Raw genomic sequence first — 26632 nt, 5'->3', positions numbered from 1 at the left:
GCCTGTGACAGCCCATGTTTTCAAACCCGACATGCCGCCACCGGTGAAGACCGTCGGCGCGCTCGCATGGATGCGGGCCAACCTGTTTTCCAACTGGCTCAACACGCTGTTGACCCTGTTTGCCCTGTACCTGATCTGGCTGATCGTGCCGCCGCTGGTGCAGTGGGCGTTCATCGATGCCAACTGGGTCGGTACCACCCGTGCCGACTGCACCAAGGAGGGCGCCTGCTGGGTGTTCATCCAGCAGCGCTTCGGCCAGTTCATGTATGGCTACTACCCGGTCGAATTGCGCTGGCGGGTCGACCTGACCGTCTGGCTCGCCGTGCTCGGCGCCGCGCCGCTGTTCATCAAGCGCTTCCCGCGCAAGGTGGCCTACGGCGTGGGCTTTCTAGTGTTGTACCCAGTGTTGGCCTACACCCTGCTGCACGGCGGCTACCTGGGCCTTGCCGCAGTTCCCACCAGCCAGTGGGGTGGCCTGATGTTGACCTTGGTGATCGCCACCGTCGGTATCGTCGGCGCCTTGCCACTGGGCATTCTGCTGGCGCTGGGGCGGCGTTCCAACCTGCCGGCGGTGAAGGTGGTGTGCGTCACCTTCATCGAGTTCTGGCGCGGCGTACCGCTGATCACCGTGTTGTTCATGTCCTCGGTGATGCTGCCGTTGTTCCTGCCCGAGGGCATGAGCTTCGACAAGCTGCTGCGGGCCATGATCGGCGTCATCCTGTTCCAGTCAGCCTACATCGCCGAGGTGGTCCGCGGAGGCCTGCAGGCCATCCCCAAGGGCCAATACGAGGCGGCCGCGGCCATGGGCCTGGGCTACTGGCGGGCGATGGGGCTGGTGATCCTGCCCCAGGCACTGAAGCTGGTAATCCCTGGCATCGTCAACACCTTCATCGCCCTGTTCAAGGACACCAGCCTTGTGATCATCATCGGCCTCTTCGACCTGCTCAACAGCGTCAAGCAGGCCGCGGCCGACCCGGCCTGGCTGGGCATGGCCACCGAGGGCTATGTGTTCGCCGCCCTGGTGTTCTGGATTTTCTGTTTCGGTATGTCCCGCTACTCCATGCACCTGGAGCGCAAGCTGGACACTGGCCACAAGCGTTAGGAGTTTCGAAATGAGTGAAGCGAGCAAGCAGCCTGTCGGCCCCGAAGGCATCATCCAGATGCAGGGTGTGAACAAATGGTATGGGCAGTTCCACGTGCTCAAGGACATCAACCTGAACGTGCGCCAGGGGGAACGTATCGTGCTGTGTGGGCCGTCGGGCTCGGGCAAGTCGACTACCATCCGCTGCCTCAACCGTCTGGAAGAGCACCAGCAGGGCCGTATCGTGGTCGATGGCGTGGAGCTGACCAACGACCTCAAGCAGATCGAGGCGATCCGCCGCGAGGTGGGCATGGTGTTCCAGCACTTCAACCTGTTCCCGCACCTGAGCATTCTCGAGAACTGCACCCTGGCGCCGATGTGGGTGCGCAAGATGCCACGGCGCAAGGCCGAGGAAATCGCCATGCACTACCTGGAGCGGGTGCGCATTCCCGAGCAGGCGCACAAGTATCCGGGGCAGTTGTCCGGTGGTCAGCAGCAGCGCGTGGCCATCGCCCGGGCGCTGTGCATGAAGCCCAAGATCATGCTGTTCGACGAGCCGACCTCGGCGCTGGACCCAGAGATGGTCAAGGAGGTGCTCGATACCATGGTGGGCCTGGCCGAAGACGGCATGACCATGCTCTGCGTGACCCACGAGATGGGCTTTGCCCGGACGGTGGCGAACCGGGTGATCTTCATGGACAAGGGGGAGATCGTGGAGCAGGCGGCGCCGGATGACTTCTTCGACCGGCCGCGCAGTGACCGGACCAAGTTGTTCCTGAGCCAGATCCTGCATTGAGCTGATTGGGGCCGCCTTGCGGCCCTTTCGCGGCACAAGGCCGCTGCTACAGGGAATGGTTGGGCCCCTGTAGCAGCGGCCTTGTGCCGCGAAAGGGCCTGCAAAGCAGCCCCTGCGTGAAGCCTTACTTCTCTTCCGGGGCGCTCACCGGCGCAGGCGGCGGCCGCAGCCCCACCTCGGCGATCAGCTTGAGCTGCTCGCCATTGCGCATCACTTCGATGGAAATCTTCTCGTTGGGCTTGATACGCGCCACCTGGTTCATGGACTTGCGCCCGTCGCCGGCCGGTTCGCCATTGATGCTCAGGATCACGTCACCCAGCTGCAGGCCCGCACGTTGCGCCGGGCCATCGCGGAAGATGCCTGCCACGACGATGCCCGGGCGGCCCTTCATGCCATAGGACTCGGCCAGCTCCTGGCTCAGCGGCTGCACCTCGATGCCCAGCCAGCCACGGATCACCTGGCCGTGTTCGACGATCGACTTCATCACCTCCAGCGCCAGCTTGACCGGGATGGCGAAGCCGATGCCCTGGGAGCCGCCGGACTTGGAGAAGATCGCGGTGTTGATGCCGATCAGGTTGCCGTTGGCATCGATCAGCGCCCCGCCCGAGTTGCCCGGGTTGATCGCCGCGTCAGTCTGGATGAAGTCTTCGTAGTTGTTCAGGCCCAGCTGGTTGCGGCCGGTGGCGCTGATGATGCCCATGGTCACGGTCTGGCCGACGCCGAAGGGGTTGCCGATGGCCAGCGATACATCGCCGATGTGGATGGTGTCGGAGCGGCCAATGGTAATGGCCGGCAGTTTCTTCAGGTCGATCTTCAAGACCGCCAGGTCGGTCTCCGGATCGCTGCCGATCACCCGCGCCAGGGTTTCGCGGCCGTCCTTGAGCGCCACTACGATCTGATCGGCGCCGCTGGTCACGTGGTTGTTGGTCAGCAGGTAGCCTTCCGGGCTCATGATCACCGCCGAACCCAGGCTCGATTCCCAGCGTCGTTGCTTGGGCAGGTTGTCACCGAAGAAGCGGCGGAACTGCGGGTCTTCGAACAGCGGGTGCGAGCTCTTGTTCACCACCTTGGTGGTGTACAGGTTGGCTACGGCCGGGGCGGCCAGGGTCACCGCATCGGCGTAGGACACCGGCCCCTGCACGATGCGCGAGGTCTGTGGCGCCTGCTGCAGGTTGACGTCCTGGCTGGGCAGGCCGACCCATTCGGGAAAACGCTGGATGATCAGCATGGCGATCAGCACGCCGGTAAGCAGGGGCCATCCAAAAAAACGCAAAGCCTTGAGCATCGAATGAATCCTGGGAATAGGGCAGGGGCCGGTGGCTACGCAGCGGGGAGCGAGCGCGCGCGATCATACACTGGTAGCAGCGCTCCCACACGGGGTGTGTCGACCCTGTGAGAGCGGGTTTACCCGCGAATGACGGTGCCACGAACTGACCCCCAGGCGTTCGCAGCCGGTTTCCCCGAAGCCGGCGACGGCCCATAATGGCGGCCATTATACGGGCGTTGCGCCCACCGAACGCGCAGATTTTCGAGGAGATTTTCCATGGCCGTCGCCCTGAGCACCCTGGTGGAGGAAGCCGAGCGCTACCTGGCCAGCGCCAAGATCCAGGATTACTGCCCCAACGGCCTGCAGGTCGAAGGCCGCCCGCAGGTCAGCCGCATCGTCAGTGGCGTCACCGCCAGCCAGGCCTTGCTCGATGCCGCGGTCGAGGCCGACGCCGACCTGGTGCTGGTGCACCATGGCTACTTCTGGAAAGGTGAGAACCCGTGCATCACCGGCATGAAGCAGCGCCGCCTCAAAACTTTGCTCAAGCATGACATCAGCCTGCTGGTCTATCACCTGCCGCTGGACCTGCATCCGGAGGTGGGCAACAACGTGCAGTTGGCTCGCCAGTTGGACATTACTGTCGAAGGCCTTCTGGACCCGGACAACCCGAAGGTGGTCGGCTTGGTGGGCTCGCTCGCCGAGCCGATGTCGGCGCGTGATTTCGCTCGCCGGGTGCAGGAGGTGATGGGGCGCGAACCGCTGCTGATCGAGGGCGAGCAGATGATCCGTCGGGTGGGCTGGTGTACCGGTGGTGGGCAGGGTTACATCGACACCGCTATTGCGGCGGGGGTCGACCTGTTCTTGAGCGGCGAGGCATCCGAGCAGACCTTCCACAGCGCCCGCGAGAACGGCATCAGCTTCATCGCCGCCGGGCACCATGCTACCGAGCGCTACGGGGTGCAGGCGCTGGGCGACTACTTGGCGCGGCGCTTTGCGCTGGAGCATTTGTTCATCGACTGCCCCAACCCGATCTGACTTCATTGGCCAATCGCCGGCAAGCCGGCACCCACAGGTTCAGCGCAGTTTCTGTGGGAGCCGGCTTGCCGGCGATTGGACTGCGCAGCGATCCTCGATTTCCCCCAAACCCCCAGTCATATCGTTAGATTCTTTCGGTCTAGCCAGCCTCCTAAATAGAATCAAGTGCTGTGATACAGTGCCAGCCTCGAACACGGCCCGCTGGCCGTCCATAAGATCGTTTTTCGTGAGTAGCCATGGTCGACAAACTGACGCACTTGAAACAGCTGGAGGCGGAGAGCATCCACATCATCCGCGAGGTGGCCGCCGAGTTCGACAACCCGGTGATGCTGTACTCGATCGGCAAGGACTCCGCCGTGATGCTGCACCTGGCGCGCAAAGCCTTCTTCCCGGGCAAGCTGCCATTCCCGGTGATGCATGTCGACACCCAGTGGAAATTCCAGGAGATGTACCGCTTCCGCGACAAGATGGTCGAGGAGATGGGCCTGGAGCTGATCACCCACGTCAACCCTGAAGGTGTAGCCCAGGGTATCAACCCGTTCACCCATGGCAGCTCCAAGCACACCGATATCATGAAGACCCAGGGCCTGAAGCAGGCGCTGGACAAGTACGGCTTCGACGCAGCCTTCGGTGGCGCCCGCCGCGACGAGGAGAAGTCCCGCGCCAAGGAGCGTGTCTACTCCTTCCGCGACAGCAAGCACCGCTGGGACCCGAAGAACCAGCGCCCGGAGCTGTGGAACATCTACAACGGCAAGGTCAACAAGGGCGAGTCGATCCGCGTCTTCCCGCTGTCGAACTGGACCGAGCTGGACATCTGGCAGTACATCTACCTCGAAGGCATCCCGATCGTGCCGCTGTACTTCGCCGCCGAGCGCGAAGTCATCGAGAAGAACGGCACCCTGATCATGATCGACGACGAGCGCATCCTCGAGCACCTCACCGATGAGGAGAAGGCACGCATCGTCAAGAAGAAGGTGCGTTTCCGTACCCTCGGCTGCTACCCGTTGACGGGCGCGGTGGAGTCGGAGGCCGACAGCCTCACCGACATCATTCAGGAAATGCTCCTGACGCGCACTTCCGAGCGCCAGGGCCGCGTCATCGACCACGATGGTGCAGGCTCCATGGAAGACAAGAAACGTCAGGGCTATTTCTAATTCTCAGGGTTACTCCATGTCGCACCAATCCGATTTGATCAGCGAAGACATCGTCGCTTATCTGGCTCAGCACGAGCGCAAAGAACTGCTGCGTTTCCTCACCTGCGGCAACGTGGATGACGGCAAGAGCACCCTGATCGGGCGCCTGCTGCACGACTCCAAGATGATCTACGAGGACCACCTCGAGGCCATCACCCGCGACTCGAAGAAAGTTGGCACCACCGGCGAGGAGGTCGACCTGGCGTTGCTGGTCGACGGCCTGCAGGCCGAGCGCGAGCAGGGCATCACCATCGATGTCGCCTACCGCTATTTCTCCACCGCCAAGCGCAAGTTCATCATCGCCGACACCCCGGGCCACGAGCAGTACACCCGCAACATGGCCACCGGCGCCTCGACCTGCGACCTGGCGATCATCCTGGTCGACGCCCGCTACGGCGTGCAGACCCAGACCCGCCGGCACAGCTTCATCGCCTCGTTGCTGGGCATCAAGCACATCGTGGTCGCGGTCAACAAGATGGACCTGAAGAACTTCGACGAGCAGGTGTTCGAGTCGATCAAGGCCGACTACCTGAAGTTCGCCGAGGGCATCAACCTCAAGCCGTCGAGCCTGCACTTCGTGCCGATGTCGGCGCTCAAGGGCGACAACGTGGTCAACCGCAGCGAGCGTTCGCCGTGGTACACCGGCCCTGCGCTGATGGAAATCCTCGAGACCGTGGAAGTGGCGGCCGACCGCAACTTCACCGACCTGCGCTTCCCGGTGCAGTACGTCAACCGCCCGAACCTGAACTTCCGCGGTTTCGCCGGCACCATCGCCAGCGGTGTCGTGCACAAAGGTGACGAAGTGGTGGTGCTGCCTTCGGGCAAGAGCAGCCGGGTCAAGTCCATCGTCACCTTCGAAGGCGAGCTGGAAAACGCAGGGCCCGGCCAGGCCGTGACCCTGACCATGGAAGACGAGATCGACATCTCCCGCGGCGACCTGCTGGTGCATGCCGACAACGTCCCGCAGGTAGCCGACCAGTTCGACGCCATGCTGGTATGGATGGCCGAGGAGCCGATGCTCCCAGGCAAGAAGTACGACATCAAGCGCGCCACCAGCTACGTGCCGGGCTCGATCGCCAGCATCACCCACAAGGTCGACGTGAACACCCTGGAGCAGGGCGCTGCCAGCGCGCTGCAACTGAACGAGATCGGTCGTGTCAAGGTCAGCCTGGACGCCGCCATCGCCCTGGACGGCTACGACAGCAACCGCACCACCGGCGCGTTCATTGTCATCGACCGCCTGACCAACGGCACTGTCGGTGCCGGCATGATCATCGCGCCGCCGGTATTGCCGCACGGCAGCACCGGCCACCACGGCAAGCTGGCTCACGTTTCCACCGAGGAACGCGCCCTGCGCTTCGGTCAGCAGCCGGCTACCGTGTTGTTCAGCGGCCTTTCCGGGGCGGGCAAGAGCACCCTGGCCTATGCCGTGGAGCGCAAGCTGTTCGACATGGGCCGTGCGGTGTACGTGCTCGACGGCCAGAACCTGCGTCATGACTTGAACAAGGGGCTGCCGCAGGATCGCGCCGGCCGCACCGAGAACTGGCGCCGCGCCGCCCATGTGGCGCGCCAGTTCAACGAAGCCGGCATGCTGACCCTGGCCGCCTTCGTGGCGCCGGATGCCGAAGGCCGCGAGCAGGCCAAGGCACTGATCGGCAAGGAGCGCCTGATCACTGTCTACGTGCAGGCATCGCCGACCGCCTGCCGCGAGCGTGACCCGCAAGGCCTGTACGCTGCCGACGGCGACAACATCCCGGGCGAAAGCTTCCCGTACGATGTGCCGCTGGACGCGGACCTGGTGATCGACACCCAGGTCACCAGCATTGACGAAGGCGTCAAGCAGGTGCTGGACGTGCTGCGCAAGCGCGGCGCGATCTGATCACGCTGGGGCCGCTTTGCGGCCCTTTCGCGGCACAAGGCCGCTCCTACACCAGAGGCTAACGCGGTTGATGTAGGAGCGGTCTTGTGTCGCGAAAGGGCTGCACAGCAGCCCCCAATAATGCTGAAAATACCCTCGATCAACATGACCGCCGCGGCGGTTTTTTTATTTTCTGCCCCTGGCTATTCTCTGATCAGACGCCGGGTCTCTTTCTCGATCCTGGTCATTTCTAGGTGTCGGTCATAATCGCTGCGTTTCGCGCATCCTTGCCTGTAAGGATCCATGGGTGCGGTAACACCGTAATGGGTTGTACTTCTGATGCTTAGGTTGGCGTGCTTTTTATTATCTGATTTTGGTGGAGAACTTTGGTAAATACCGAGCTATGTCTTGTGCGAAACCTCAGCTACAGGCGTAGAGAGACGCTGAGGGCTATGGGGGGAGGGTTTCCGGTTCGCTTGGGCTTTGCACGGTTTGTAATTATTGAGATCTGGCTTTGGTAGAGAAAAACTCCAAGCTCTGTTAACTCAATAATGAAGGGTGGTGCAATGGGTAAGTACTCAAAAATCAAGACTGCGCGCTTCAGTGGATCGGGAGGGATTGTGCTGCCTCCAAACCAATCCATGCACGCAGGAGATTTCATAAGGTCACCAAATGGGCGTTATGTATTGCGTCTTCGACATGATGGAAACTTGGTGATTGAAGATCGTGGAGTTGTAATCTGGGTGGCTAACGATAAACAACCGCACAGCTTCACCTTCAAGCTCAGAAAGCGGGAAACACTTCACTTCATAATCCAGAATTCTGGTTTTCTGTATGATCCATCCCGTGGCCGGATATGGTCTGCTCAAGCCTCCGAGACCCGAGATACGTCCTACTGGCATAATAATCATCTAGGTGTTACCGATACCGGGAATCTGGAAATTTATGATGGGAGGAATGGGGAGGTCAGGTGGGCGCGCTCTGGATTTTTACCCGGGCGGCTTCGGCGAAGAGAAAAGATATTCCCGCATGTTGACTTGCCGGCGCTTCCGCCGCTATTCACGGTAAAGCATGATTTTCCATAGCGTTTAGGTTGGTATTGTAATGTAAAGAGCTCCAAGTTGACGCTTATATTGGGTAGTGCAGCTTGGAGCTGTTGTTGCTGTGATTCAGGTCGGGGTTGTATTGACTCAGTTTTGCGGGGTTTTAATTAGTCGATAATGCTCTTGATAATCGATATCCCGTTCGCAGCCTTGTCGGTAGGGGTCCATGTCGCATTTGAATTTTATGTCCTGTTTATCAGGTATCCATGTATAGTCGCTACCGCATCCGGAAAGAAATAATAAAGTCATTAGGCTAAGTCGTTTCATGCTCTGCTCACGCATTTAAGGGGTGCATAGTTTTCATCATGGGCTGATTTGTGGGATATATCGCTATTTCAGAAGCTTTAGTAGGATATTTCCTTTTTTGTTTGAAGAATGGTCTTGTGGCAGAATGTTATGTCCTGAAAGTTTCTTGATAATAGAGCGGGCGTATGAATTCTGGAGTCTCGATAGTTAATCGTCCGTGAGCGCATCTAGACGTTGGTATTATATTGGCTTCATATATGCTTTTCCGACACCGGAATCACCTGCCCTTCCTTCACCGCCTTGTACGAAAGCTCGAATAGATCTCCTTTTGACCCCCGGCAACCGCTGCAGCACTTCCCGCGTGAAGTCTCCGAACGACTCCAGAACCAGCATTGACAAAGGCGTCAAACAGGTGCTGCGCAAGCGCGGGGCGATCTAAGCGTCAATGCTGCAAAGAAAACCCCGCTTCGGCGGGGTTTTCTTTTTTCGGCCGCACTGATTCAGCGCTCGGCCGTCATCGGATTTAACGCCGCAGCATTGTTGAAATGTCATCTTGGGCACGGTGATGCGTTCTTTCATCTTCTTCGCGCTTTTCTCTATAGCCTATGAAGAGGTACCAATGAAATTAGAAAAGACCGCCGCTGCTGTAGCCTTTGTCCTGTGCAGCACCCAGGCCACCACTGCATCCGCTGATCTGGGTGCCAAGTGCTGTCCATTCAGCGATGCGCGCCTGAAGACCAATGTCGAGAACTTGTTGGACTCGACCGACACCTTGACCAAGATCCACGGCGTACGCTTCAAGTGGAAGGAGTCGGGGCGTGAGGATATCGGTGTCGTCGCGCAGAACGTAAAAGAAGTGTACCCCGAGCTGGTTCACGAAAAGGACGGCATGCTGACGGTCGACTACGAAAAGCTGGTGGCCCCTCTGATCGAGTCGGTGCGCGAGCTGAACCAGCGCATCGAAGCCCTGGAAAAGGCTCAGGTTGCTCACTGATTACCACGCGAGTTGGGCTGCGCTGTTACATATAGAACAGATAAGTAGCGCCAACCCCCTGTGGGGCTTGTCCCGCGATTGCGTCTGCCCAGGAATCGCTGCATGCTGAATCCCTACCGCTACGTCCCGGCATGCTAACCAAGCTGGCAACGCCGCCAGCTTTTCCACAAGGAGCATGGCCATGAAAGCAGCAATGAAGCAGGGCATCATCGACCTCCGTCGTGGTGGCGACGATGATGAGGGCGGCCAGTCCTGGCGCAAGCCGTAAGTCGAGTTGGAAGCGATTGTTCCGCTAATGCAGAACACGCCGCCTAGGGGCTGCTATGCAGCCCATCGTAGGACAAGCCCGTTACAGGACCACGCCACCTCAAGAGTGGCGAGGTCCTTGTAGGAGCGGGCTTGTCCCGCGATGGGTCGCGTAGCGGCCCCGACTGCTTAACTCAGCACCATTTTTGTCCTTGTCCTAGCCGTGTTGCACTGCTTCAGCCTACAGGGCCTTTTATCCATCGAAAGTGCTCTTGATAATCCATCTGCCGCTCGCAGCCTTGTTTGTAAGGGTCCATATCGCACTGGAAGTGGATATCTTGCTTGTCAGGAAAAAACAAGGGCATTTCGCTATTGCATCCGCATAGCAGGAGCATGGTTATTGCTGCTAATTGTTTCATTGAGAACTCGTAACCTGTCTTTTGGCTGGTCGTTTGCGTTCAATGAATTATTGTCGATTGCTGATGGCGATATTTAATTATTTTGTGTGGGAAAAATCTATTTGTGGTGTAGGATGTTTTTCAGTGGTTAGGGTGGAAATTGACTCGATGTTCAGGTGGCGGGCGCATGTGGAAGATATATTGGCAGCCGAGTGAGTGGCTGCTGATGTACAAACTACAGAAGAGGTTGGCATGGGAAGGAAATATAAAAATATAAATTATCAGCCGTTTCAAGGCTCCGGTGGCGTACTGTTGCCACCTAACCAAACCTTGCGTGCAGGACAGTTTATAAGATCCACTAACGGCCGATTCTTTCTGCGACTCAGAGAGGATGGCAATCTGGTGCTGGAAGAGGGCGCTTCGTTGGTTTGGGTTGCAGATGAGCGGCAACCCTACAGTTCGACGATTTATCGTAAGCGAATGCGTGAGCCGCTGCAATTTGTCGTGAGCAACTCGGGATTTTTATATGACCCAGCTCGGGGGCGGTTATGGTCCGCCCAGAGTACAGAGACTCTAGATAAATCGTATTGGCGAAATAATTATCTGAAGGTGACCGATGCCGGAAACATCGTGATATTCGACGGCCGTAACGGGGAGGTCCGCTGGGCGCGCCAAGGGTATGTGCCGGGACGGCTTCCTAAAAGGGAAAAGATATATCCGGAGGTATACCCTCCCATACCTGACCCGCTCATAAAAATACCTCATGATTTTCCATGATTCATAAGTGATAGTCATGCGACATATGACCCCAGGCCACAAGATTTTTAAAGTGGCTTGGCGGTCGTTGCAAAGGATTAAATATGGGCTTCCGATACCGGTATAACTCGCTTTTCCTTCACCGCTTTGTATGAGAAGCTCGAATAAATCTCCTTCACCCCCGGCAACCGCTGTAACACTTCCCGGGTGAACTCTCCAAACGATTCCAGATCCCTCGCCAATATCTCCAGCAGGAAGTCATACCGCCCGGAAATGTTGTGGCAAGACACGATCTCGGGGATTTCCAGCAATCGCTTTTCGAACGCCAAGGCCATTTCCTTGGTATGCGAATCCATCATGATGCTGACGAACGCCGTCACGCCAAAGCCCAGCGACTTGGGCGAAAGGATGGCCTGGTAGCCGGTGATATAGCCGTTGTCTTCGAGCAACTTGACGCGCCGCCAGCAGGGCGAGGTGGTCAGGGAAACCTGGTCGGCCAGTTCGGCGACGGTGAGGCGGGCGTTGTCTTGCAGGGCCGCGAGCAGGGCGCGGTCGGTGCGGTCCAGGGTCGAAGGCATGTCTTGCTCTCCTGATGCGTTGATTGTTGTTTTTATTCCAAAATAAATGCGAAAGCGTGGGAGATTTTGGAAAAATACCCGCCGTCTGGTGGCATAAGCTTATAACAAACCACCAGAGGCTGTTGCCATGCGCGACTGCGATAAAAACACCGGTTTTTCCACACGGGCCATCCACCATGGCTACGACCCGCTGTCCCACGGCGGCGCACTGGTGCCGCCGGTGTACCAGACCGCGACCTATGCCTTCCCGACCGTCGAGTACGGTGCTGCCTGTTTCGCCGGGGAAGAAAGCGGGCATTTCTACAGCCGCATTTCCAACCCGACCCTGGCCCTGCTCGAGCAGCGCATGGCGTCTCTGGAAGGTGGCGAGGCGGGCTTGGCGCTGGCGTCGGGAATGGGCGCCATTACCTCGACCCTATGGACAATGCTGCGCCCGGGCGACGAGCTGATTGTCGGGCGCACCCTGTATGGCTGCACCTTCGCCTACCTGCATCACGGTATCGGTGAGTTCGGCGTGAAGATCCGCCATGTCGACCTCAACGACGAAAGTGCCCTGAAGGCGGCCATCACCGCGAAAACCCGGATGATCTATTTCGAAAGCCCAGCCAACCCCAACATGCAGTTGGTCGATATCGCAGCCGTGGCCGACACGGTGCGTGGGCATGACATCCACATCGTGGTCGACAACACCTATTGCACGCCTTACCTACAGCGCCCGTTGGAGCTCGGCGCCGACCTGGTGGTGCATTCGGCCACCAAGTACCTGAGCGGCCATGGCGACATCACGGCCGGCCTGGTGGTGGGGCGCAAGGCGCTGATTGACCGGATCCGCCTGGAAGGCCTTAAGGACATGACCGGCGCGGTGCTCTCGCCCCACGATGCCTCACTGCTGATGCGCGGCATGAAGACCCTGACCCTGCGCATGGAGCGCCATTGCAGCAACGCCCAACAACTGGCCGAGTACCTGGCGCGTCAGCCCCAGGTGGAACTGATCCACTATCCGGGCCTGCCCAGCTTCCCTCAACACGCGCTGGCCCAGCGGCAGATGCGCCTGCCTGGCGGGATGATCGCCTTCGAGCTCAAGGGTGGCATCGAGGCGGGGCGGCGGTTCATGAATGCGCTGCAACTGTTCAGCCGCGCCGTGAGCCTGGGTGATGCCGAGTCGTTGGCCCAGCACCCAGCGAGCATGACCCACTCCAGCTACACGCCGCAGGAGCGCGCTCACCATGGTATCTCCGAAGGCCTGGTGCGGCTTTCGGTGGGCCTGGAGGACATCGAGGACCTGGTCGCCGATATCGCCCAGGCATTGAAAGCCTGTGCCTGAAGGGGGGCAGCGCTTGTTTCGCAGGTGAACCCCTGGCGAACCCTGTAGGAGCGGGCCCGCCAATCAAATAGTCATGGGTTGTTCTTAGGTGCGGGTTTACCGCGAATCTTGGAAAGTGAAGGGGAAGCCCGGTGGTGGCAATGATCAAGCCGAACGAGCCATCCTCGGCTCAAGATATCGACCTGGACAATGACCCGGCCGAGACCGCCGAATGGTGCGAGGCGCTCGAGTCTACCTTGGCCCATTGCGGCCCGGCGCGGGCGCGCTACCTGTTGCAGCGCCTGCAGAGCCATGCCCTGGAGCTGGGCCTGGCGCGCGATGCCCAGCCATTCTCCGCCTACCGCAACACCTTGCCGGTAGAGCAGCAGGGCGCCTACCCCGGTGACCTGGAGCTGGACGAGCGCATCACCGGCATCCTGCGCTGGAACGCCCTGGCCATGGTGGTGCGAGCCAATCATGCCTATGGCGACCTGGGCGGACACATCGCCAGCTACGCTTCGGCGGCGGAGATCTTCGAGGTCGGCTTCCAGCATTTCTTCCGCGGCGAGGGTGGTGGTGAGCAGCGTACCGGCGACTTGGTGTTCTTCCAGCCCCACTCGGCGCCGGGTATCTATGCGCGTGCCTTTCTCGAAGGGCGCCTGAGCGAGGCGCAATTGGCCCATTATCGCCAGGAGGTCGCCGGCAACGGGCTGTGCTCCTATCCGCACCCCTGGCTGATGCCCGATTTCTGGCAATTTCCCACCGGCTCCATGGGCATCGGCCCAATCAATGCGATCTACCAGGCGCGCTTCATGCGCTACCTGCAGCATCGCGGCCTGGCCGACACGGCCTCACGGCATGTCTGGGGCGTGTTCGGCGACGGCGAGATGGACGAGCCGGAATCCATCGCCGGTCTGACCCTGGCGGCGCGGGAGGGGCTGGACAACCTGACCTTCATCGTCAACTGCAACCTGCAGCGGCTGGATGGCCCGGTACGCGGCAACGGCCAGATCATCCAGGAACTCGAGGCATTGTTCAGTGGGGCCGGCTGGAACGTAATCAAGGTGCTCTGGGGGTCGGAATGGGACCCGCTGTTCGCCCGCGACCATGAGCACGTGCTGCTGCGCCAGCTGGCCGCGACGCCGGATGGGCAGTTCCAGACCCTCGGCGCCAAGGACGGCACCTACAACCTCGAGCACTTCTTCAACCAGCACCCGGCCCTGCAACGGCTGGTGGCGCACATGAGTTCCGAACAGATCAACGCCCTCAAGCGCGGTGGCCATGATTTTCGCAAGTTGCATGCGGCCTACGCCGCGGCCAAGGCCTGCAAGGGCCGGCCAACGGTGATCCTGGCCAAGACCAAGAAGGGCTACGGCATGAGCAGTGCCGGCGAATCAAGGATGACCGCGCACCAGGCCAAGAAGCTGGATGTCCAGGCGCTGCTGGCGTTTCGGGATCGCTTCCGCCTGCCGTTGTCGGACGAAGCGGTGGCGCAATTGCGTTTCTATCGCCCAGCCGATGACAGCCCGGAAATGCTCTACTTGCGCCAGCGCCGCGCGGCCCTCGGTGGGCCACTGCCGGTGCGGCGCAGCGATTGCCCCCGACTGCCGGTGCCTGACCTGGCAACCTTCGGCGACTTCGCCCTGCACGCCCAGGGCAAGGAAATGTCTACCACCATGGCCGCGGTGCGCCTGCTTGGGCACTGGCTGAAGGCTCCCGGGCTTGGGCCGCGGGTGGTGCCCATTGTCGCGGACGAGGCGCGTACCTTCGGCATGGCCAGCCTGTTCCGGCAGATCGGCATCTACTCGTCCTGCGGGCAACGCTACGAGCCGGAGGATGCCGGCTCCCTGTTGACCTACCGGGAAGCCAAAGATGGCCAGTTGCTGGAGGAGGGCATCACCGAGGCCGGGGCGATTTCCTCGTGGGTGGCCGCGGCAACGTCCTACGCGGTGCATGGCGAGCCGATGCTGCCGGTGTACATCTACTATTCGATGTTCGGCTTCCAGCGGGTCGGCGACCTGATCTGGGCGGCCGCGGACCAGCGCGCCCGCGGTCTGTTGCTGGGCGCCACGGCCGGGCGTACCACCTTGGGTGGCGAAGGGCTGCAACACCAGGACGGTTCGAGCCTGGCGATGGCTGCGCTGGTCCCCAATTGCCGGGCCTGGGACCCGTGCTTTGCCGGTGAGCTGGCGGTGATCCTCGACCATGCCGCCCGGCGCATGCTGGTGGAGCAACACGACGAATTCCACTACGTGGCGGTGATGAATGAAAACTATCCACAGCCTTCGCTCCCCGAGAGCAAGCACACGGATGTGTTGCGCGGCATGTACCACTTCGCCAGCCAACGCGCGCTGCAGTCGCGCGGCACGGTGCGGCTGCTGGGCTCGGGTGCGATCCTGCGTGAGGTGATCGCCGCCAGTGAGCTGTTGGCCACCGAGTGGCAGATCGACAGCGAGGTGTTCAGTGTCACCAGTTTCAGCGAACTGGCTCGCCAGGCGCGGGATGTGCAGCGGGCAGCGGTGCGCGGGCAGGGCATAAAGCAAGATAGCCACCTGAGCCGTTGCCTGACCGGTGATGCGCCGGTGGTCGCGGCCAGCGACTATGCGCGGGCCTGGCCGCAGTTGATTGCCGAGTATGTACAGGCGCCCTACATGACCCTTGGCACCGACGGCTTCGGGCGTAGCGACACCCGCCAGCAGTTGCGGCGCTTCTTCGAGGTGGACAGGTACAGCGTAGTGATGGCGGCGTTGTATAGCCTGGTCAAACAGGGGCGGTTAGGTGAGGAGGTGCTGGAGCAGGCGAGGGGGCGGTATGGGGTAGGAGAAGGTATGGCGCCCTGGTATCGCTGAGGCGAGGACGTTGTCCTCGGTCGCGGCACAAGGCCGCTCCTGCAACGGTGTCGGTGCAGCGTTCCTATCAATAAAAAAGGCCTCTTGCGAGGCCTTTTTGATGTTCAGCGCTTGAGCCCGTAGCTCTCGTCGAGCATGCCCGGCGAGTTCGGCGTCTTGGGCGCGTAGTCGCGAGGCACCTCGGCGGTGTCCTTCGGCGGAGTCAGGCGGTCACGTGGACCCTGCGCGGCTTCGGAGTGCAGCGCGGCCAGCAGGCGCTGGCGGGTCAAGTCATCCAGGGCCAGGCGGTTGGCGCCGTCGGCCAGGTGGTCCTGCACGTCCTGGTAGCTCTGGGTCAGTTTCTTGACCAGCGCAGCGGTGCTGTTGAAGTGGGTGACCACTTCGTTCTGATAATTGTCGAAACGCTGCTGGATATCGTCCAGCTGGCGCTGGGTATTGCTGGGCGCTGCGTTGGGCAGCAGGCGGGCCACGACGAAGCCGACCACCACGCCGACGACGAGGGCCAGGGTCGGCAACAACCAAACAAGGAGCGAGAGTTCCACGAGTCCTTCCTCTATAAACGGCTTTGCTTTACGTTAACGGCTCAGACCTGCGCTGTATACCGCGAGCGATCGCAAATCAGAACAGAATTCTTCAGCTAGACGAGTCGACCTTTCCCTAGGTCACGGAGTTGTGCCTTGCTTATCCGCGAAACCCCCTTGTTCATCGATGGCCCCAGCGGCCAGCTGGAAGCCTTGTACCTGGATGGGGCCGATGCCCGCGGTGCGGTGCTGATCTGCCACCCGAACCCGGTGCAGGGCGGTACCATGCTCAACAAGGTGGTCTCGACCCTGCAGCGCACTGCCCGCGACGCCGGCTACATCACCCTGCGCTTCAACTACCGTGGCGTGGGCCAAAGCGCCGGTAGCCATGACATGGGTGCCGGCGAAGTCGCCGATGCCGAGGCCGCCGCCACCTGGCTGCGGGCCAAGCACCCAGGCCTGCCGCTGGTACTGATGGGCTTCTCGTTCGGCGGTTTCGTCGCCGCCAGCCTGGCCGGCCGTCTGGAGGCCGACGCCGTCGAGCTGCAACATCTGTTCATGATCGCACCGGCTGTGATGCGTCTGAGCGAGCAGTTCCCGCTGCCCCAGCGTTGTCCGCTGACCGTGGTGCAGCCGGAAACCGACGAGGTCGTCGACCCACAGCTGGTATACGACTGGTCCGACAACCTGCCGCGCCCCCATGAGCTGCTGAAAGTGGCAGAATGCGGACACTTCTTCCATGGCAAGCTGACCGATCTGAAGGATCTGGTGCTGCCGCGTCTTTCGAACTGAGCCAAGCCTGATCAAGCGAACACCCATGACTACGCGCATCCTCACCGGTATCACCACCACCGGCACCCCGCACCTGGGCAACTACGCCGGCGCCATCCGCCCGGCGATCCTCGCCAGCCAGCAGCCCGGTGCCGACTCGTTCTACTTCCTGGCCGACTACCACGCCCTGATCAAGTGCGACGACCCGCTGCGTATCCAGCGCTCGCGCCTGGAAATCGCCGCCACCTGGCTGGCCGGTGGCCTGGACCCGGCCAAGGTCACTTTCTACCGCCAGTCCGATATCCCCGAAATCCCCGAGCTGACCTGGCTCCTGACCTGCGTGGCCGCCAAGGGCCTGCTCAACCGCGCCCATGCCTACAAGGCCTCGGTGGACAAGAACGTCGAGGTCGGCGAAGACCCAGATGCCGGCGTGACCATGGGCCTGTTCAGCTACCCCGTGCTGATGGCCGCTGACATCCTGATGTTCAACGCGCACAAGGTGCCGGTCGGCCGCGACCAGATCCAGCACGTGGAGATGGCCCGCGACATCGGCCAGCGCTTCAACCACCTGTTCGGCCAGGGCAAGGACTTCTTCGCCCTGCCGGAGGCCGTGATCGAGGAAAGCGTGGCCACCCTGCCGGGCCTGGACGGCCGCAAGATGTCCAAGAGCTACGACAACACCATTCCGTTGTTCACCAGCGCCAAGGACATGAAAGACGCCATCTCGCGCATCGTCACCGATTCGCGTGCGCCGGGCGAGCCGAAGGACCCGGACAACGCTCACCTGTTCACCCTGTTCCAGGCCTTCTCTACCCCGGCGCAATCGGCCGAGTTCCGTGAAGAGCTGCTGCAGGGGCTGGGTTGGGGCGAAGCCAAGCAGCGTCTGTTCCAGTTGCTCGACGGCCAGCTGGCCGGGCCTCGCGAGCAGTACCACCAGTTGATCGCCCGGCCTTCTGACCTGGAAGACATTCTCCTGGCCGGCGCCGCCAAGGCCCGCAAGATCGCCACGCCGTTCCTCGAGCAGCTGCGCGAGGCTGTTGGCCTGCGTTCGTTCCGCACGGCAGTGCAGGTGTCCACCGAGGTGAAGAAGAAGGCAGCCAAGAGCGCCCGCTTCGTCAGCTTCCGTGACGAAGATGGCAGCTTCCGTTTCCGCCTGCTGGCGGCCGATGGCGAGCAACTGCTGCTTTCGCGCAGCTTCGCCGACGGCAAGAGCGCCGGAGCCGTGAGCAAGCAACTGCAGCAGGGCGGTGAAGCCGATGTGCGTGTCGAAGGCCTGGGCTTCTCGCTCTGGCTGAACGGCGAACAGGTTGCCGACGGGCCGCAGTTCGACAGCGCCGAGGCCCGTGATTCGGCCATCCAGAGCCTGCACGAGGCCCTGGCGCCACAGCAGGACTGAGGCAATTCGCCGCAACGCCAATTGCCATTATGCGGGCCTGTCGCTACAGTGACGGCCCGTTTTTTGTTGCCTCGCTAACGAATCATGACGCCCCTCGAACGATATCAAGCAGATCTGAAACGTCCCGACTTCTTCCATGACGCGGCGCAGGAAACTGCGGTGCGTCACCTGCAGCGCCTGTACGAAGACCTGCTGGCGGCGCAGAACAACAAGCCGGGCGTGTTCGGCAAGCTGTTCGGCAGGAAGGAGCAGGCGCCGGTCAAGGGCCTGTATTTCTGGGGTGGGGTAGGGCGAGGCAAGACTTACCTGGTCGACACCTTCTTCGAGGCGTTGCCCTTCAAGCAGAAGATGCGGACGCACTTCCATCGCTTCATGAAGCGCGTGCACGAGGAGATGAAGACCCTCAAGGGTGAGAAGAACCCGCTGACCATCATCGCCAAGCGCTTCTCCGAGGAAGCCAAGGTGATCTGCTTCGACGAGTTCTTCGTTTCCGACATCACCGATGCCATGATCCTCGGCACCCTGATGGAAGAGCTGTTCAAGAACGGCGTGACCCTGGTAGCGACGTCCAACATCGTCCCTGACGGCCTCTACAAGGACGGCCTGCAACGCGCACGCTTCCTGCCGGCCATCGCCCTGATCAAGCAGAACACCGAAGTGGTCAACGTCGACAGCGGCGTCGACTATCGCCTGCGCCACCTGGAGCAGGCCGAGCTGTACCACTACCCGCTCGACGATGCTGCCCACGAAAGCCTGCGCCAGAGCTTCCGGGCGTTGACGCCCGAGTGCACCCAGGCGGTCGAGAACGACGTGCTGGTGATCGAGAACCGCGAGATCCAGGCCATCCGCACCTGCGACGACGTTGCCTGGTTCGACTTCCGCGCCCTGTGCGACGGCCCGCGCAGCCAGAACGACTATATCGAGCTGGGCAAGATCTTCCACGCCGTGCTGCTGAGCAATGTCGAGCAGATGGGCGTGACCACCGATGACATCGCCCGGCGTTTCATCAACATGGTCGACGAGTTCTACGACCGGAACGTGAAGCTGATCATCTCCGCCGAAGTGGAGCTCAAGGACCTGTACACCGGTGGGCGCCTGAGCTTCGAGTTCCAGCGCACCCTGAGCCGCTTGCTGGAGATGCAGTCCCACGAGTTCCTGGCGCGGGCGCACAAGCCTTGACCCAATGAACAAGGGGGCCGCTTCGCGGCCAATCGCCGGCAAGCCGGCTCCCACAGGTTCTGCGCTGGCCTTGTGGGAGCCGGCTTGCCGGCGATTGGGGCGCGAAGCGGCCCTTTTTGTATTCAGGCTTCCTGCATGAACTGCTGCCGGTACTGGTTCGGCGACAGCTCGGTGTGTTGGCGGAACAACCGCGCGAAGAAGCTGGCATCGTCATAGCCCACTTCGTAGCTGATGGTCTTGATGCTCTTGCGCGTGCTCGATAGCAAGCCCTTGGCGGTCTCGATACGCAGGCGCTGCAGGTAGTGCAGGGGCTTGTCGCCGGTGGCGCTCTGGAAGCGACGCATGAAATTGCGAATGCTCATGCCGTGGTTGCGCGCCACGTCCTCGAAGCGGAATTTGTCGGCGAAGTGCTCCTCCAGCCAATGCTGGATCTGCAGGATGATCAGGTCCTGATGCAGCTTCTGCCCGCCAAAACCCATGCGCCCCGGCGTGTAGCTGCGCTGGACCTCGTAGAGGATGTCCCGGGCCACGGCGCGGGCGACGTTGGCGCCGCAGAAACGCTCGATCAGGTAGATGTACAGATCGCACGCCGAGGTGGAGCCGCCTGCGCAATAGAGGTTGTCGGCATCGGTCAGGTGTTTGTCCTGGTTCAGGCGCACGTTCGGGAAGCGCTCGGCGAAACTGTTGAAGAAGCGCCAATAGGTGGTCGCCTCCTTGCCGTCGAGCAGGCCGGCTTCGGCGAGCCAGAACACGCCACTGGCCTCGCCGCACAGCACAGCGCCGCGGGCGTGCTGTTCGCGCAACCAAGGCAGTACCTGCGGGTAGCGTTGCTGCAGGGTGTCGAAGTCTTCCCAGAAGGCCGGAAGGATGATCACGTCGGCATCGTCCAGGCCGCCATCGACCGGCACCTGCACGTTGCTGAAGCTGTCCACGGGCTTGCCGTCCGGGCTCACCAGGCAGATGTCGAACATCGGCTGCAGACCCAGGCCCAACTGCTTGCTGTAGCGCAGGCTGGCCAGGTGGAAGAAATCCTTGGCCTGCATGAGGGTCGAAGCGAACACCTTATCGATGGCCAGGATGCTGACGCGCCGCAGCGACGCGGAGGGTTGGGTGAACATCATTGTCATTGTTCTTATAGGGTAGAGTGGTCAATCACCGGCTGGATCGTCTTATTTTTTGGCGATTGTGTCTACCCCGTGAAGCAGAGGGCTGCTTTGCAGCCCAATCGCCGGCAAGCCAGCTCCTACAGGCCTTGGGGTCGCGTCGTACCTGTGGGAGCTGGCTTACCGGCGATTGGGTCGCGAAGCGGCCCCTTTCGGCTCAAGGCGCCGGGTTCGGTTGCTCCTGGTGAATCGCCTCGATCGCCGCCAGCAGTTCATCGCTCAGGTTCAGCTCGGCGCTGGCCAGGTTGCTCTGTAATTGCTCGACACTGGTGGCGCCGAGGATATTGCTGGTCACGAACGGCTGGCGGGTCACGAACGCCAGGGCCATTTGCGCCGGATCCAGGCCATGGGCTCGGGCCAGTTGTACGTAGCGGCTGCAGGCCGCCACGGTCTGCGGGTTGGAATAGCGGGCGAAGCGGCTGAACAGCGTCAGGCGCGCATGCTCTGGCCGGGCACCGTCCTCGTACTTGCCCGAGAGCATGCCGAACGCCAGGGGCGAGTAGGCCAGCAGCCCGCACTGTTCACGGATCGCCACTTCCGCAAGGCCCACTTCGAAGCTGCGGTTGAGCAGGTTGTAGGGGTTCTGGATCGACACCGCCCGCGGCCACCCGCGGGTCTCGGCCAGGTGCAGGAACTTCATCGTGCCCCAGGGCGTTTCATTGGACAGGCCGACATGGCGGATCTTGCCTGCGCGCACCTGCTCGTCGAGCACCTCCAGGGTTTCTTCCAGCGGCGTGAAGTGGTCGTGCGGCAAGTGCTGGTAGCCCAGCTTGCCGAAGAAATTGGTGCTGCGCTCGGGCCAGTGCAGCTGGTACAGGTCGATGCGATCGGTGTGCAGGCGGCGCAGGCTTTCGTCCAGGGCGGCGACGATGTGCTGGCGATTGTGCTTGAGCTGGCCGTCGCGAATGTGGCTGATGCCATTGCCGGGGCCGGCCACCTTGCTGGCCAGGATCCAGTCGTCGCGATCGCCATGGCGGCGGAACCAGTTGCCGATGATGCGCTCGGTGGCGGCGTAGGTTTCCGGGCGCGGGGGCACCGGGTACATCTCGGCGGTGTCGATGAAGTTGACCCCACTGGCCTTGGCCAGGGCGATCTGGGCGAAGGCTTCGGCCTCGTCGTTCTGCTCACCCCAGGTCATGGTGCCCAGGCACAGGGCGCTGACGTTGAGGTCGGTACGGCCGAGCTGGCGGTATTCCATCAGGCATCGTCTCCTTGCAAATGAAGCCATCAAATCAGGTTGAAATTTTTTGCGCAATCTGGATAATTCGGCCCCTCTCCGTGTGGCGGAAGTGATGCACCACCATGCAGGAGGAACCCTTGTCGAACATTGGACGCGCCGACCCGAGCCCCCAATAGCGTCCGTGTGCGGCTGCGCGCTTGCCCTTGGCAAGCTGTGCACTATCCAGTAAGATTCGCCGTCTATTTTTCGCTGGGCGGCCTCTGAGGCTTTAGAGAATGAAAACTTTTACTGCTAAACCGGAAACAGTAAAGCGCGACTGGTACGTAGTTGACGCCGCTGGTCAGACCCTGGGTCGTCTGGCTACCGAAATCGCTCGTCGTCTGCGTGGCAAGCACAAGCCAGAATACACCCCTCACGTTGACACCGGCGACTACATCGTCGTCATCAACGCCGAGCAGGTACGTGTCACTGGTGCCAAGACTTCGGACAAGATGTACTACTCCCACTCCGGTTTCCCAGGCGGCATCAAGGAAATCAGCTTCGAGAAGCTGATCGACAAAGCCCCTGAGCGTGTTATCGAAACTGCGGTCAAAGGCATGCTGCCGAAGAACCCGCTGGGTCGCGACATGTACCGCAAGCTGAAAGTGTACGCGGGTGCTGCTCACCCTCACACTGCTCAGCAGCCTCAAGAACTGAAGATCTAACGGGATAGTTCATTATGTCGGCGACTCAAAATTACGGCACTGGCCGTCGCAAGACCGCAACCGCTCGCGTTTTCCTGCGTCCGGGTACTGGTAACATCTCCATCAACAACCGTCCTCTGGACACCTTCTTCGGCCGCGAAACCGCTCGCATGGTTGTTCGCCAGCCGCTGGAGCTGACCGAGACCGTCGAGAAGTTCGACATCTACGTCACCGTTGCCGGTGGTGGTGTCAGCGGTCAGGCCGGTGCGATCCGTCACGGTATCACCCGCGCGCTGATGGAATACGACGAAACCCTGCGTGGCGCTCTGCGTCGTGCTGGCTACGTCACCCGCGACGCTCGTGAAGTCGAGCGTAAGAAAGTGGGTCTGCGTAAAGCGCGTAAGCGTCCTCAGTACTCCAAGCGTTAATACCGCTTCGGCAGTCGAAAAAAAGCCCGGTTCCATATTTGGAACCGGGCTTTTTTTTTGGCTTGAACTAACCTGTCAGCATGTCAGTGACAACTTGCCGCATAGACACAGATCAAGCAAAGCGAGGGTTGCAGCCCAACCGGGGGGTAATCACCTTGTCAGTGTGTGGACTTGTTCCTTACCATTGCGGCCAATTTTTAGTGCACAGACATTACTAAGTAGATGCCTGATCCAACAGGCCAAAGCAGCTGATGGGAGAGGACTGAATGAGCAATGACGGCGTCAACGCAGGCCGGCGCCGCTTCCTCGTAGCCGCCACATCCGTGGTGGGCGCAGCGGGGGCAGTGGGGGCTGCGGTACCGTTCGTGGGGTCATGGTTCCCCAGCGCCAAGGCGAAAGCCGCAGGTGCACCGGTGAAGGTCAATATCGCCAAGGTCGAGCCGGGTCAGCAGATGGTGGCTGAGTGGCGGGGGCAACCTGTATTCATTGTGCGACGAACCGAGGAGATCCTCGGCAATCTGAAGAAAATCACCGGGGATTTGTCCGACCCCGAATCCAAGTCGTCGGTGCAGCCGACCTATGTCGACCCACAGAACCGCGCCATCAAGCCCGAGATCCTCGTGCTGGTCGGTCTGTGTACCCACCTGGGCTGCTCGCCCACGTTCCGTCCTGAAGTCGCACCCGCCGACCTGGGGCCGAAATGGGTGGGGGGCTACTTCTGCCCTTGCCACGGTTCGCACTACGACCTGGCCGGGCGCGTCTACAAGTCGCAACCGGCTCCTCTCAACCTGCCAGTGCCTCCGCACTCGTACGAGTCGGATGACATCATCGTCATCGGCGTCGATCAGGAGAACGCGTGATGAGCAAGTTCATGGACTGGATTGATGCTCGCTTCCCCGCTACCAAGATGTGGGAAGACCACCTGAGCAAGTATTACGCGCCCAAGAACTTCAACTTCTTCTACTTCTTCGGCTCCCTGGCCTTGTTGGTGCTGGTCAACCAGATCGTCACTGGCGTCTGGCTGACCATGAGTTTCACGCCGTCGGCCGAAGAGGCGTTCGCCTCGGTCGAATACATCATGCGCGACGTGGAGTACGGCTGGATCCTGCGCTACCTGCACTCCACCGGTGCTTCGGCGTTCTTCATCGTGGTGTACCTGCACATGTTCCGCGGGCTGCTCTATGGCTCGTACCAGAAGCCGCGCGAGCTGGTCTGGTTGTTCGGCATGCTGATCTACCTGGCGCTGATGGCCGAGGCGTTCATGGGCTACCTGCTGCCCTGGGGGCAGATGTCCTACTGGGGCGCACAGGTGATCATCTCGCTGTTCGGTGCCATTCCGGTGATCGGCGACGACCTGACCCAATGGATCCGCGGTGACTACCTGATCTCGGGCATCACCCTGAACCGCTTCTTCGCCCTGCACGTGATCGCCTTGCCTATCGTCATCCTGGGCCTGGTGGTGCTGCATATCCTGGCGCTGCACGAGGTGGGCTCGAACAACCCCGATGGCGTCGACATCAAGAAGAAAAAGGACGAGAACGGCGTGCCGCTCGATGGCATTCCTTTCCACCCTTACTACACCGTGAAGGATATCGTCGGGGTCGTGGTGTTCCTGTTCGTGTTCTGCGCCGTGGTGTTCTTCTTCCCTGAAATGGGCGGCTACTTCCTGGAAAAGCCGAACTTCGAGCAGGCGAACGCGTTCAAGACCCCCGAGCACATCGCGCCGGTGTGGTACTTCACGCCGTTCTACGCGATCCTGCGCGCGGTCCCTGACAAGCTGTTCGGCGTCATCGCCATGGGCGCTGCCATTGCCGTGCTGTTCGTGTTGCCCTGGCTGGACCGCAGCCCCGTGCGCTCCATGCGCTACAAGGGCTGGCTGAGCAAGATCTTCCTGCTCGTGTTCTGCGTGGCCTTCGTGATCCTGGGTGTGCTGGGCGTATTGGCGCCGACGCCGGGTCGGACCTTGCTGTCGCAGGTCTGCACCGTGCTGTATTTCGCCTACTTCCTCCTGATGCCGTTCTACACCAGGCTCGAGAAGACCAAACCGGTTCCGGAAAGGGTGACTGGCTGATGAAAAAGCTAATAGCAGTATTGTTCCTGGCAGTGATGCCCGCCTTGTCCTTTGCCGCAAGCGAGCACGGCCCGGTGCTGGACAAGGTCGATATCGACCTTACCGACAAGGCCGCCATGCAGGACGGTGCACGTACCTTCGCCAACTATTGCATGGGGTGCCATAGCGCCAAGTTCCAGCGTTACGAGCGGGTTGCGGACGACCTGGACATCCCGCACGAGCTGATGCTCGAGAAGCTGGTGTTCACCGGTGCCAAGATCGGCGACCACATGAAGATCGGCATGCAGCCCGACGATGCCAAGACCTGGTTCGGTGCGGCGCCGCCTGACCTTACCCTGGTCGCCCGTGTGCGCGGCACCGACTGGCTGTACACCTACCTGCGCAGCTTCTATGAGGACAAGTCGCGTCCTTATGGGGTGAACAACAAGGTGTTCCCGAACGTCGGCATGCCTAACGTGCTGGTTGGCCTGCAAGGCAACCAGGTGATCGGCTGCAAGCAAGTGCAGACCGTGGTCGACGGCAAGAAGCAATTCGACCCGCTGACCGGCAGCCCATTGACCCATGAAGCCTGCGACCAGCTGACCATCGAGCCGAATTCCGGTACCCTGACGGCCGAGCAGTTCGACGAGAAGGTCAAGAACCTGGTGACCTTCCTGGCCTATTCGGCCAACCCGGTCAAACTGGAAAGCCAGCGCATCGGTACCTACGTGTTGCTGTACCTGGCTTTCTTCTTCGTGTTCGCCTACTTGCTCAAGCGCGAATACTGGAAGGACGTGCACTGATCACGCAGTAGTTTCTGGTAGTTGAACGCGCCCTGGGGCGCCCCTTCGCGAATGCGTCGGGGCCCTCCAGGGCGCGTTTGCATTTGGAGTTTCACAAAGCATCCCCATGCGAGGAGGCGTTACATGGGCGCAACCAACAGGTTAGCCTGCTATTCCGACCCCGCTGATCACTATTCTCACCGGGTACGCCTTGTTCTCGCCGAGAAGGGCGTCAGTGTACAGATTGTCGACGTCGACCCCGGTCGTCTGCCGCCCAAGCTGGTCGAAGTGAACCCTTACGGCAGTGTGCCGACGCTGGTCGATCGTGACCTGGCTCTCTACGAGTCCAGCGTGGTGATGGAGTACCTCGAGGAGCGTTACCCGCACCCGCCCTTGATGCCGGTCTACCCGGTGGCTCGGGGCAACAGCCGCTTGCTGATGCACCGCATCCAGCGCGACTGGTGCGTCTTGGCGGACACCATTCTCGATTCACGCAGCACGGATGCGGCGCGTGCCGAGGCGCGCAAGGCCCTGCGTGAAAGCCTGACGGGCGTATCGCCGTTGTTCGGCGAGTTCTCCTGCTTCATGAGCGAGGAGCAAAGCCTGGTCGATTGTTGTCTATTACCCATATTGTGGCGGTTGCCGGTCATGGGTATCGAATTGCCGCGGCAGGCCAAGCCGCTGTTGGATTACATGGAGCGGCAGTTTGCCCGCGAGCCTTTCCAGGCGAGCCTGTCCGCTGCAGAACGTGAAATGCGCAAGCTTTAAGGAGCCGT

The 26632-nt window shown here is 61.0% G+C and carries 23 protein-coding genes and 1 pseudogene; 18 read left to right on the top strand and 6 right to left on the bottom strand.

The window, feature by feature from the left end; genetic code table 11:
• Window positions 1–4: 4 nt before the first annotated feature.
• Both IRZ56_RS07565 and IRZ56_RS07560 read left to right on the top strand, forming a co-directional pair.
• Entirely contained in the window at window positions 5–1102 is a 1098-nt protein-coding gene (locus tag IRZ56_RS07565) for an amino acid ABC transporter permease (RefSeq protein ID WP_196144375.1), read from the top strand.
• A 10-nt stretch (window positions 1103–1112) separates the two neighbouring features.
• The gene (locus IRZ56_RS07560; RefSeq protein WP_084857219.1) at window positions 1113–1877 is read left to right on the top strand and encodes an amino acid ABC transporter ATP-binding protein; all 765 of its coding nucleotides are present in this window, start codon (window positions 1113–1115) and stop codon (window positions 1875–1877) included.
• Window positions 1878–2001: 124 nt separating this feature from the next.
• Here the strand turns inward: IRZ56_RS07560 and algW are convergent, their stop codons facing one another.
• A complete protein-coding gene (algW, locus tag IRZ56_RS07555) occupies window positions 2002–3162 on the bottom strand; it encodes a Do family serine endopeptidase AlgW (RefSeq protein ID WP_196144374.1) in 1161 nt (386 codons plus the stop codon).
• Window positions 3163–3420: 258 nt separating this feature from the next.
• On the opposite strand from algW, the gene IRZ56_RS07550 reads away from it, so the two are divergent.
• The 3 genes from IRZ56_RS07550 to cysN all read left to right on the top strand — a co-directional run bounded on the left by IRZ56_RS07550 (window position 3421) and on the right by cysN (window position 7251).
• Window positions 3421–4179, top strand: coding sequence for a Nif3-like dinuclear metal center hexameric protein (locus IRZ56_RS07550; RefSeq protein ID WP_196144373.1), 759 nt, complete (start codon window positions 3421–3423; stop codon window positions 4177–4179).
• 236 nt (window positions 4180–4415) lie between these two features.
• Window positions 4416–5333, top strand: a complete 918-nt coding sequence (gene cysD, locus IRZ56_RS07545) for a sulfate adenylyltransferase subunit CysD (protein ID WP_084857225.1) — start codon at window positions 4416–4418, stop codon at window positions 5331–5333.
• Between the two features lie 16 nt (window positions 5334–5349).
• Window positions 5350–7251: a sulfate adenylyltransferase subunit CysN gene (cysN, locus tag IRZ56_RS07540; RefSeq protein WP_196144372.1), complete on the top strand. Its 1902-nt coding sequence runs from the start codon at window positions 5350–5352 to the stop codon at window positions 7249–7251.
• A gap of 1579 nt (window positions 7252–8830) precedes the next feature.
• On the opposite strand, the pseudogene IRZ56_RS07535 reads toward cysN, so the two are convergent.
• Window positions 8831–8963 (bottom strand): annotated as a pseudogene (locus tag IRZ56_RS07535) (AsnC family transcriptional regulator); the annotation flags it as partial.
• 235 nt (window positions 8964–9198) lie between these two features.
• Between IRZ56_RS07535 and IRZ56_RS07530 the strand changes: the two are divergent.
• Together IRZ56_RS07530 and IRZ56_RS07525 are read left to right on the top strand one after the other, a co-directional pair.
• Entirely contained in the window at window positions 9199–9573 is a 375-nt protein-coding gene (locus tag IRZ56_RS07530) for a tail fiber domain-containing protein (protein ID WP_196144371.1), read from the top strand.
• Between the two features lie 860 nt (window positions 9574–10433).
• A complete protein-coding gene (locus IRZ56_RS07525) occupies window positions 10434–10994 on the top strand; it encodes a hypothetical protein (RefSeq protein WP_328311178.1) in 561 nt (186 codons plus the stop codon).
• A gap of 77 nt (window positions 10995–11071) precedes the next feature.
• Here IRZ56_RS07525 and IRZ56_RS07520 read toward each other — a convergent pair whose 3' ends face one another.
• Entirely contained in the window at window positions 11072–11551 is a 480-nt protein-coding gene (locus tag IRZ56_RS07520; protein WP_084857231.1) for an Lrp/AsnC family transcriptional regulator, read from the bottom strand.
• Between the two features lie 127 nt (window positions 11552–11678).
• Between IRZ56_RS07520 and IRZ56_RS07515 the strand changes: the two genes are divergently transcribed.
• Window positions 11679–12875: a methionine gamma-lyase gene (locus IRZ56_RS07515; RefSeq protein ID WP_196144370.1), complete on the top strand. Its 1197-nt coding sequence runs from the start codon at window positions 11679–11681 to the stop codon at window positions 12873–12875.
• Window positions 12876–13015: 140 nt separating this feature from the next.
• On the top strand, window positions 13016–15703 hold the full coding sequence (gene mdeB / locus IRZ56_RS07510; protein ID WP_196144369.1) for an alpha-ketoglutarate dehydrogenase: 2688 nt from the start codon (window positions 13016–13018) through the stop codon (window positions 15701–15703).
• Window positions 15704–15807: 104 nt separating this feature from the next.
• On the opposite strand, the gene IRZ56_RS07505 is transcribed toward mdeB, so the two are convergent.
• The gene (locus IRZ56_RS07505) at window positions 15808–16245 is read right to left on the bottom strand and encodes a YhcB family protein (protein ID WP_196144368.1); all 438 of its coding nucleotides are present in this window, start codon (window positions 16243–16245) and stop codon (window positions 15808–15810) included.
• Window positions 16246–16380: 135 nt separating this feature from the next.
• Here IRZ56_RS07505 and IRZ56_RS07500 point away from each other — a divergent pair, with 135 nt between their 5' ends.
• From IRZ56_RS07500 to zapE, 3 genes are all read left to right on the top strand, one after another.
• Complete coding sequence (locus tag IRZ56_RS07500; RefSeq protein ID WP_196144367.1) at window positions 16381–17016, top strand: alpha/beta hydrolase; 636 nt, start codon at window positions 16381–16383, stop codon at window positions 17014–17016.
• 25 nt (window positions 17017–17041) lie between these two features.
• Window positions 17042–18391, top strand: coding sequence for a tryptophan--tRNA ligase (locus IRZ56_RS07495; protein ID WP_196144366.1), 1350 nt, complete (start codon window positions 17042–17044; stop codon window positions 18389–18391).
• A gap of 84 nt (window positions 18392–18475) precedes the next feature.
• Window positions 18476–19570: a cell division protein ZapE gene (gene zapE / locus IRZ56_RS07490; protein ID WP_196144365.1), complete on the top strand. Its 1095-nt coding sequence runs from the start codon at window positions 18476–18478 to the stop codon at window positions 19568–19570.
• A gap of 122 nt (window positions 19571–19692) precedes the next feature.
• Here the strand turns inward: zapE and IRZ56_RS07485 are convergent, their stop codons facing one another.
• Both IRZ56_RS07485 and IRZ56_RS07480 read right to left on the bottom strand, forming a co-directional pair.
• A complete protein-coding gene (locus IRZ56_RS07485; protein WP_196144475.1) occupies window positions 19693–20589 on the bottom strand; it encodes a GlxA family transcriptional regulator in 897 nt (298 codons plus the stop codon).
• 301 nt (window positions 20590–20890) lie between these two features.
• Window positions 20891–21931: an NADP(H)-dependent aldo-keto reductase gene (locus IRZ56_RS07480; protein WP_196144364.1), complete on the bottom strand. Its 1041-nt coding sequence runs from the start codon at window positions 21929–21931 to the stop codon at window positions 20891–20893.
• A gap of 257 nt (window positions 21932–22188) precedes the next feature.
• Between IRZ56_RS07480 and rplM the strand changes: the two genes are divergently transcribed.
• The 6 genes from rplM (at window position 22189) to IRZ56_RS07450 (ending at window position 26624) form a co-directional block, all read left to right on the top strand.
• A complete protein-coding gene (rplM, locus tag IRZ56_RS07475; RefSeq protein WP_043207468.1) occupies window positions 22189–22617 on the top strand; it encodes a 50S ribosomal protein L13 in 429 nt (142 codons plus the stop codon).
• 14 nt (window positions 22618–22631) lie between these two features.
• Window positions 22632–23024: a 30S ribosomal protein S9 gene (gene rpsI, locus IRZ56_RS07470; RefSeq protein WP_054893989.1), complete on the top strand. Its 393-nt coding sequence runs from the start codon at window positions 22632–22634 to the stop codon at window positions 23022–23024.
• A gap of 266 nt (window positions 23025–23290) precedes the next feature.
• Window positions 23291–23884, top strand: coding sequence for a ubiquinol-cytochrome c reductase iron-sulfur subunit (gene petA / locus IRZ56_RS07465; RefSeq protein WP_196144363.1), 594 nt, complete (start codon window positions 23291–23293; stop codon window positions 23882–23884).
• Window positions 23884–25095: a cytochrome b gene (locus IRZ56_RS07460; RefSeq protein ID WP_196144362.1), complete on the top strand. Its 1212-nt coding sequence runs from the start codon at window positions 23884–23886 to the stop codon at window positions 25093–25095. Before petA ends, IRZ56_RS07460 begins: the two co-directional genes overlap by 1 nt.
• Window positions 25095–25877, top strand: coding sequence for a cytochrome c1 (locus IRZ56_RS07455; RefSeq protein WP_196144361.1), 783 nt, complete (start codon window positions 25095–25097; stop codon window positions 25875–25877). The genes IRZ56_RS07460 and IRZ56_RS07455 overlap by 1 nt, the downstream gene beginning before the upstream one ends.
• A 123-nt stretch (window positions 25878–26000) precedes the next feature.
• Window positions 26001–26624 (top strand): glutathione S-transferase N-terminal domain-containing protein, encoded by a 624-nt coding sequence (locus tag IRZ56_RS07450; RefSeq protein WP_196144360.1) that lies wholly within the window; start codon window positions 26001–26003, stop codon window positions 26622–26624.
• The last annotated feature ends 8 nt before the right edge of the window (window positions 26625–26632 follow it).

This window comes from Pseudomonas guariconensis (assembly GCF_015680235.1).
Taxonomy (GTDB): domain Bacteria; phylum Pseudomonadota; class Gammaproteobacteria; order Pseudomonadales; family Pseudomonadaceae; genus Aquipseudomonas; species Aquipseudomonas guariconensis_A.
Note: the sequence above shows the minus strand (reverse complement) of the source record. Positions and strands in the feature narration are given on the sequence as shown.

Bases quoted from the DNA above. Each gene is read 5' to 3' on its own strand.
- IRZ56_RS07560 (WP_084857219.1), top strand. From the start codon at position 1,113: ATGAGTGAAGCGAGCAAGCAGCCTGTCGGCCCCGAAGGCATCATCCAG.
- algW (WP_196144374.1), bottom strand. From the start codon at position 3,162: ATGCTCAAGGCTTTGCGTTTTTTTGGATGGCCCCTGCTTACCGGCGTG.
- IRZ56_RS07550 (WP_196144373.1), top strand. From the start codon at position 3,421: ATGGCCGTCGCCCTGAGCACCCTGGTGGAGGAAGCCGAGCGCTACCTG.
- cysD (WP_084857225.1), top strand. From the start codon at position 4,416: ATGGTCGACAAACTGACGCACTTGAAACAGCTGGAGGCGGAGAGCATC.
- cysN (WP_196144372.1), top strand. From the start codon at position 5,350: ATGTCGCACCAATCCGATTTGATCAGCGAAGACATCGTCGCTTATCTG.
- IRZ56_RS07530 (WP_196144371.1), top strand. From the start codon at position 9,199: ATGAAATTAGAAAAGACCGCCGCTGCTGTAGCCTTTGTCCTGTGCAGC.
- IRZ56_RS07520 (WP_084857231.1), bottom strand. From the start codon at position 11,551: ATGCCTTCGACCCTGGACCGCACCGACCGCGCCCTGCTCGCGGCCCTG.
- IRZ56_RS07515 (WP_196144370.1), top strand. From the start codon at position 11,679: ATGCGCGACTGCGATAAAAACACCGGTTTTTCCACACGGGCCATCCAC.
- mdeB (WP_196144369.1), top strand. From the start codon at position 13,016: ATGATCAAGCCGAACGAGCCATCCTCGGCTCAAGATATCGACCTGGAC.
- IRZ56_RS07495 (WP_196144366.1), top strand. From the start codon at position 17,042: ATGACTACGCGCATCCTCACCGGTATCACCACCACCGGCACCCCGCAC.
- zapE (WP_196144365.1), top strand. From the start codon at position 18,476: ATGACGCCCCTCGAACGATATCAAGCAGATCTGAAACGTCCCGACTTC.
- IRZ56_RS07480 (WP_196144364.1), bottom strand. From the start codon at position 21,931: ATGGAATACCGCCAGCTCGGCCGTACCGACCTCAACGTCAGCGCCCTG.
- rplM (WP_043207468.1), top strand. From the start codon at position 22,189: ATGAAAACTTTTACTGCTAAACCGGAAACAGTAAAGCGCGACTGGTAC.
- rpsI (WP_054893989.1), top strand. From the start codon at position 22,632: ATGTCGGCGACTCAAAATTACGGCACTGGCCGTCGCAAGACCGCAACC.
- petA (WP_196144363.1), top strand. From the start codon at position 23,291: ATGAGCAATGACGGCGTCAACGCAGGCCGGCGCCGCTTCCTCGTAGCC.
- IRZ56_RS07460 (WP_196144362.1), top strand. From the start codon at position 23,884: ATGAGCAAGTTCATGGACTGGATTGATGCTCGCTTCCCCGCTACCAAG.
- IRZ56_RS07455 (WP_196144361.1), top strand. From the start codon at position 25,095: ATGAAAAAGCTAATAGCAGTATTGTTCCTGGCAGTGATGCCCGCCTTG.
- IRZ56_RS07450 (WP_196144360.1), top strand. From the start codon at position 26,001: ATGGGCGCAACCAACAGGTTAGCCTGCTATTCCGACCCCGCTGATCAC.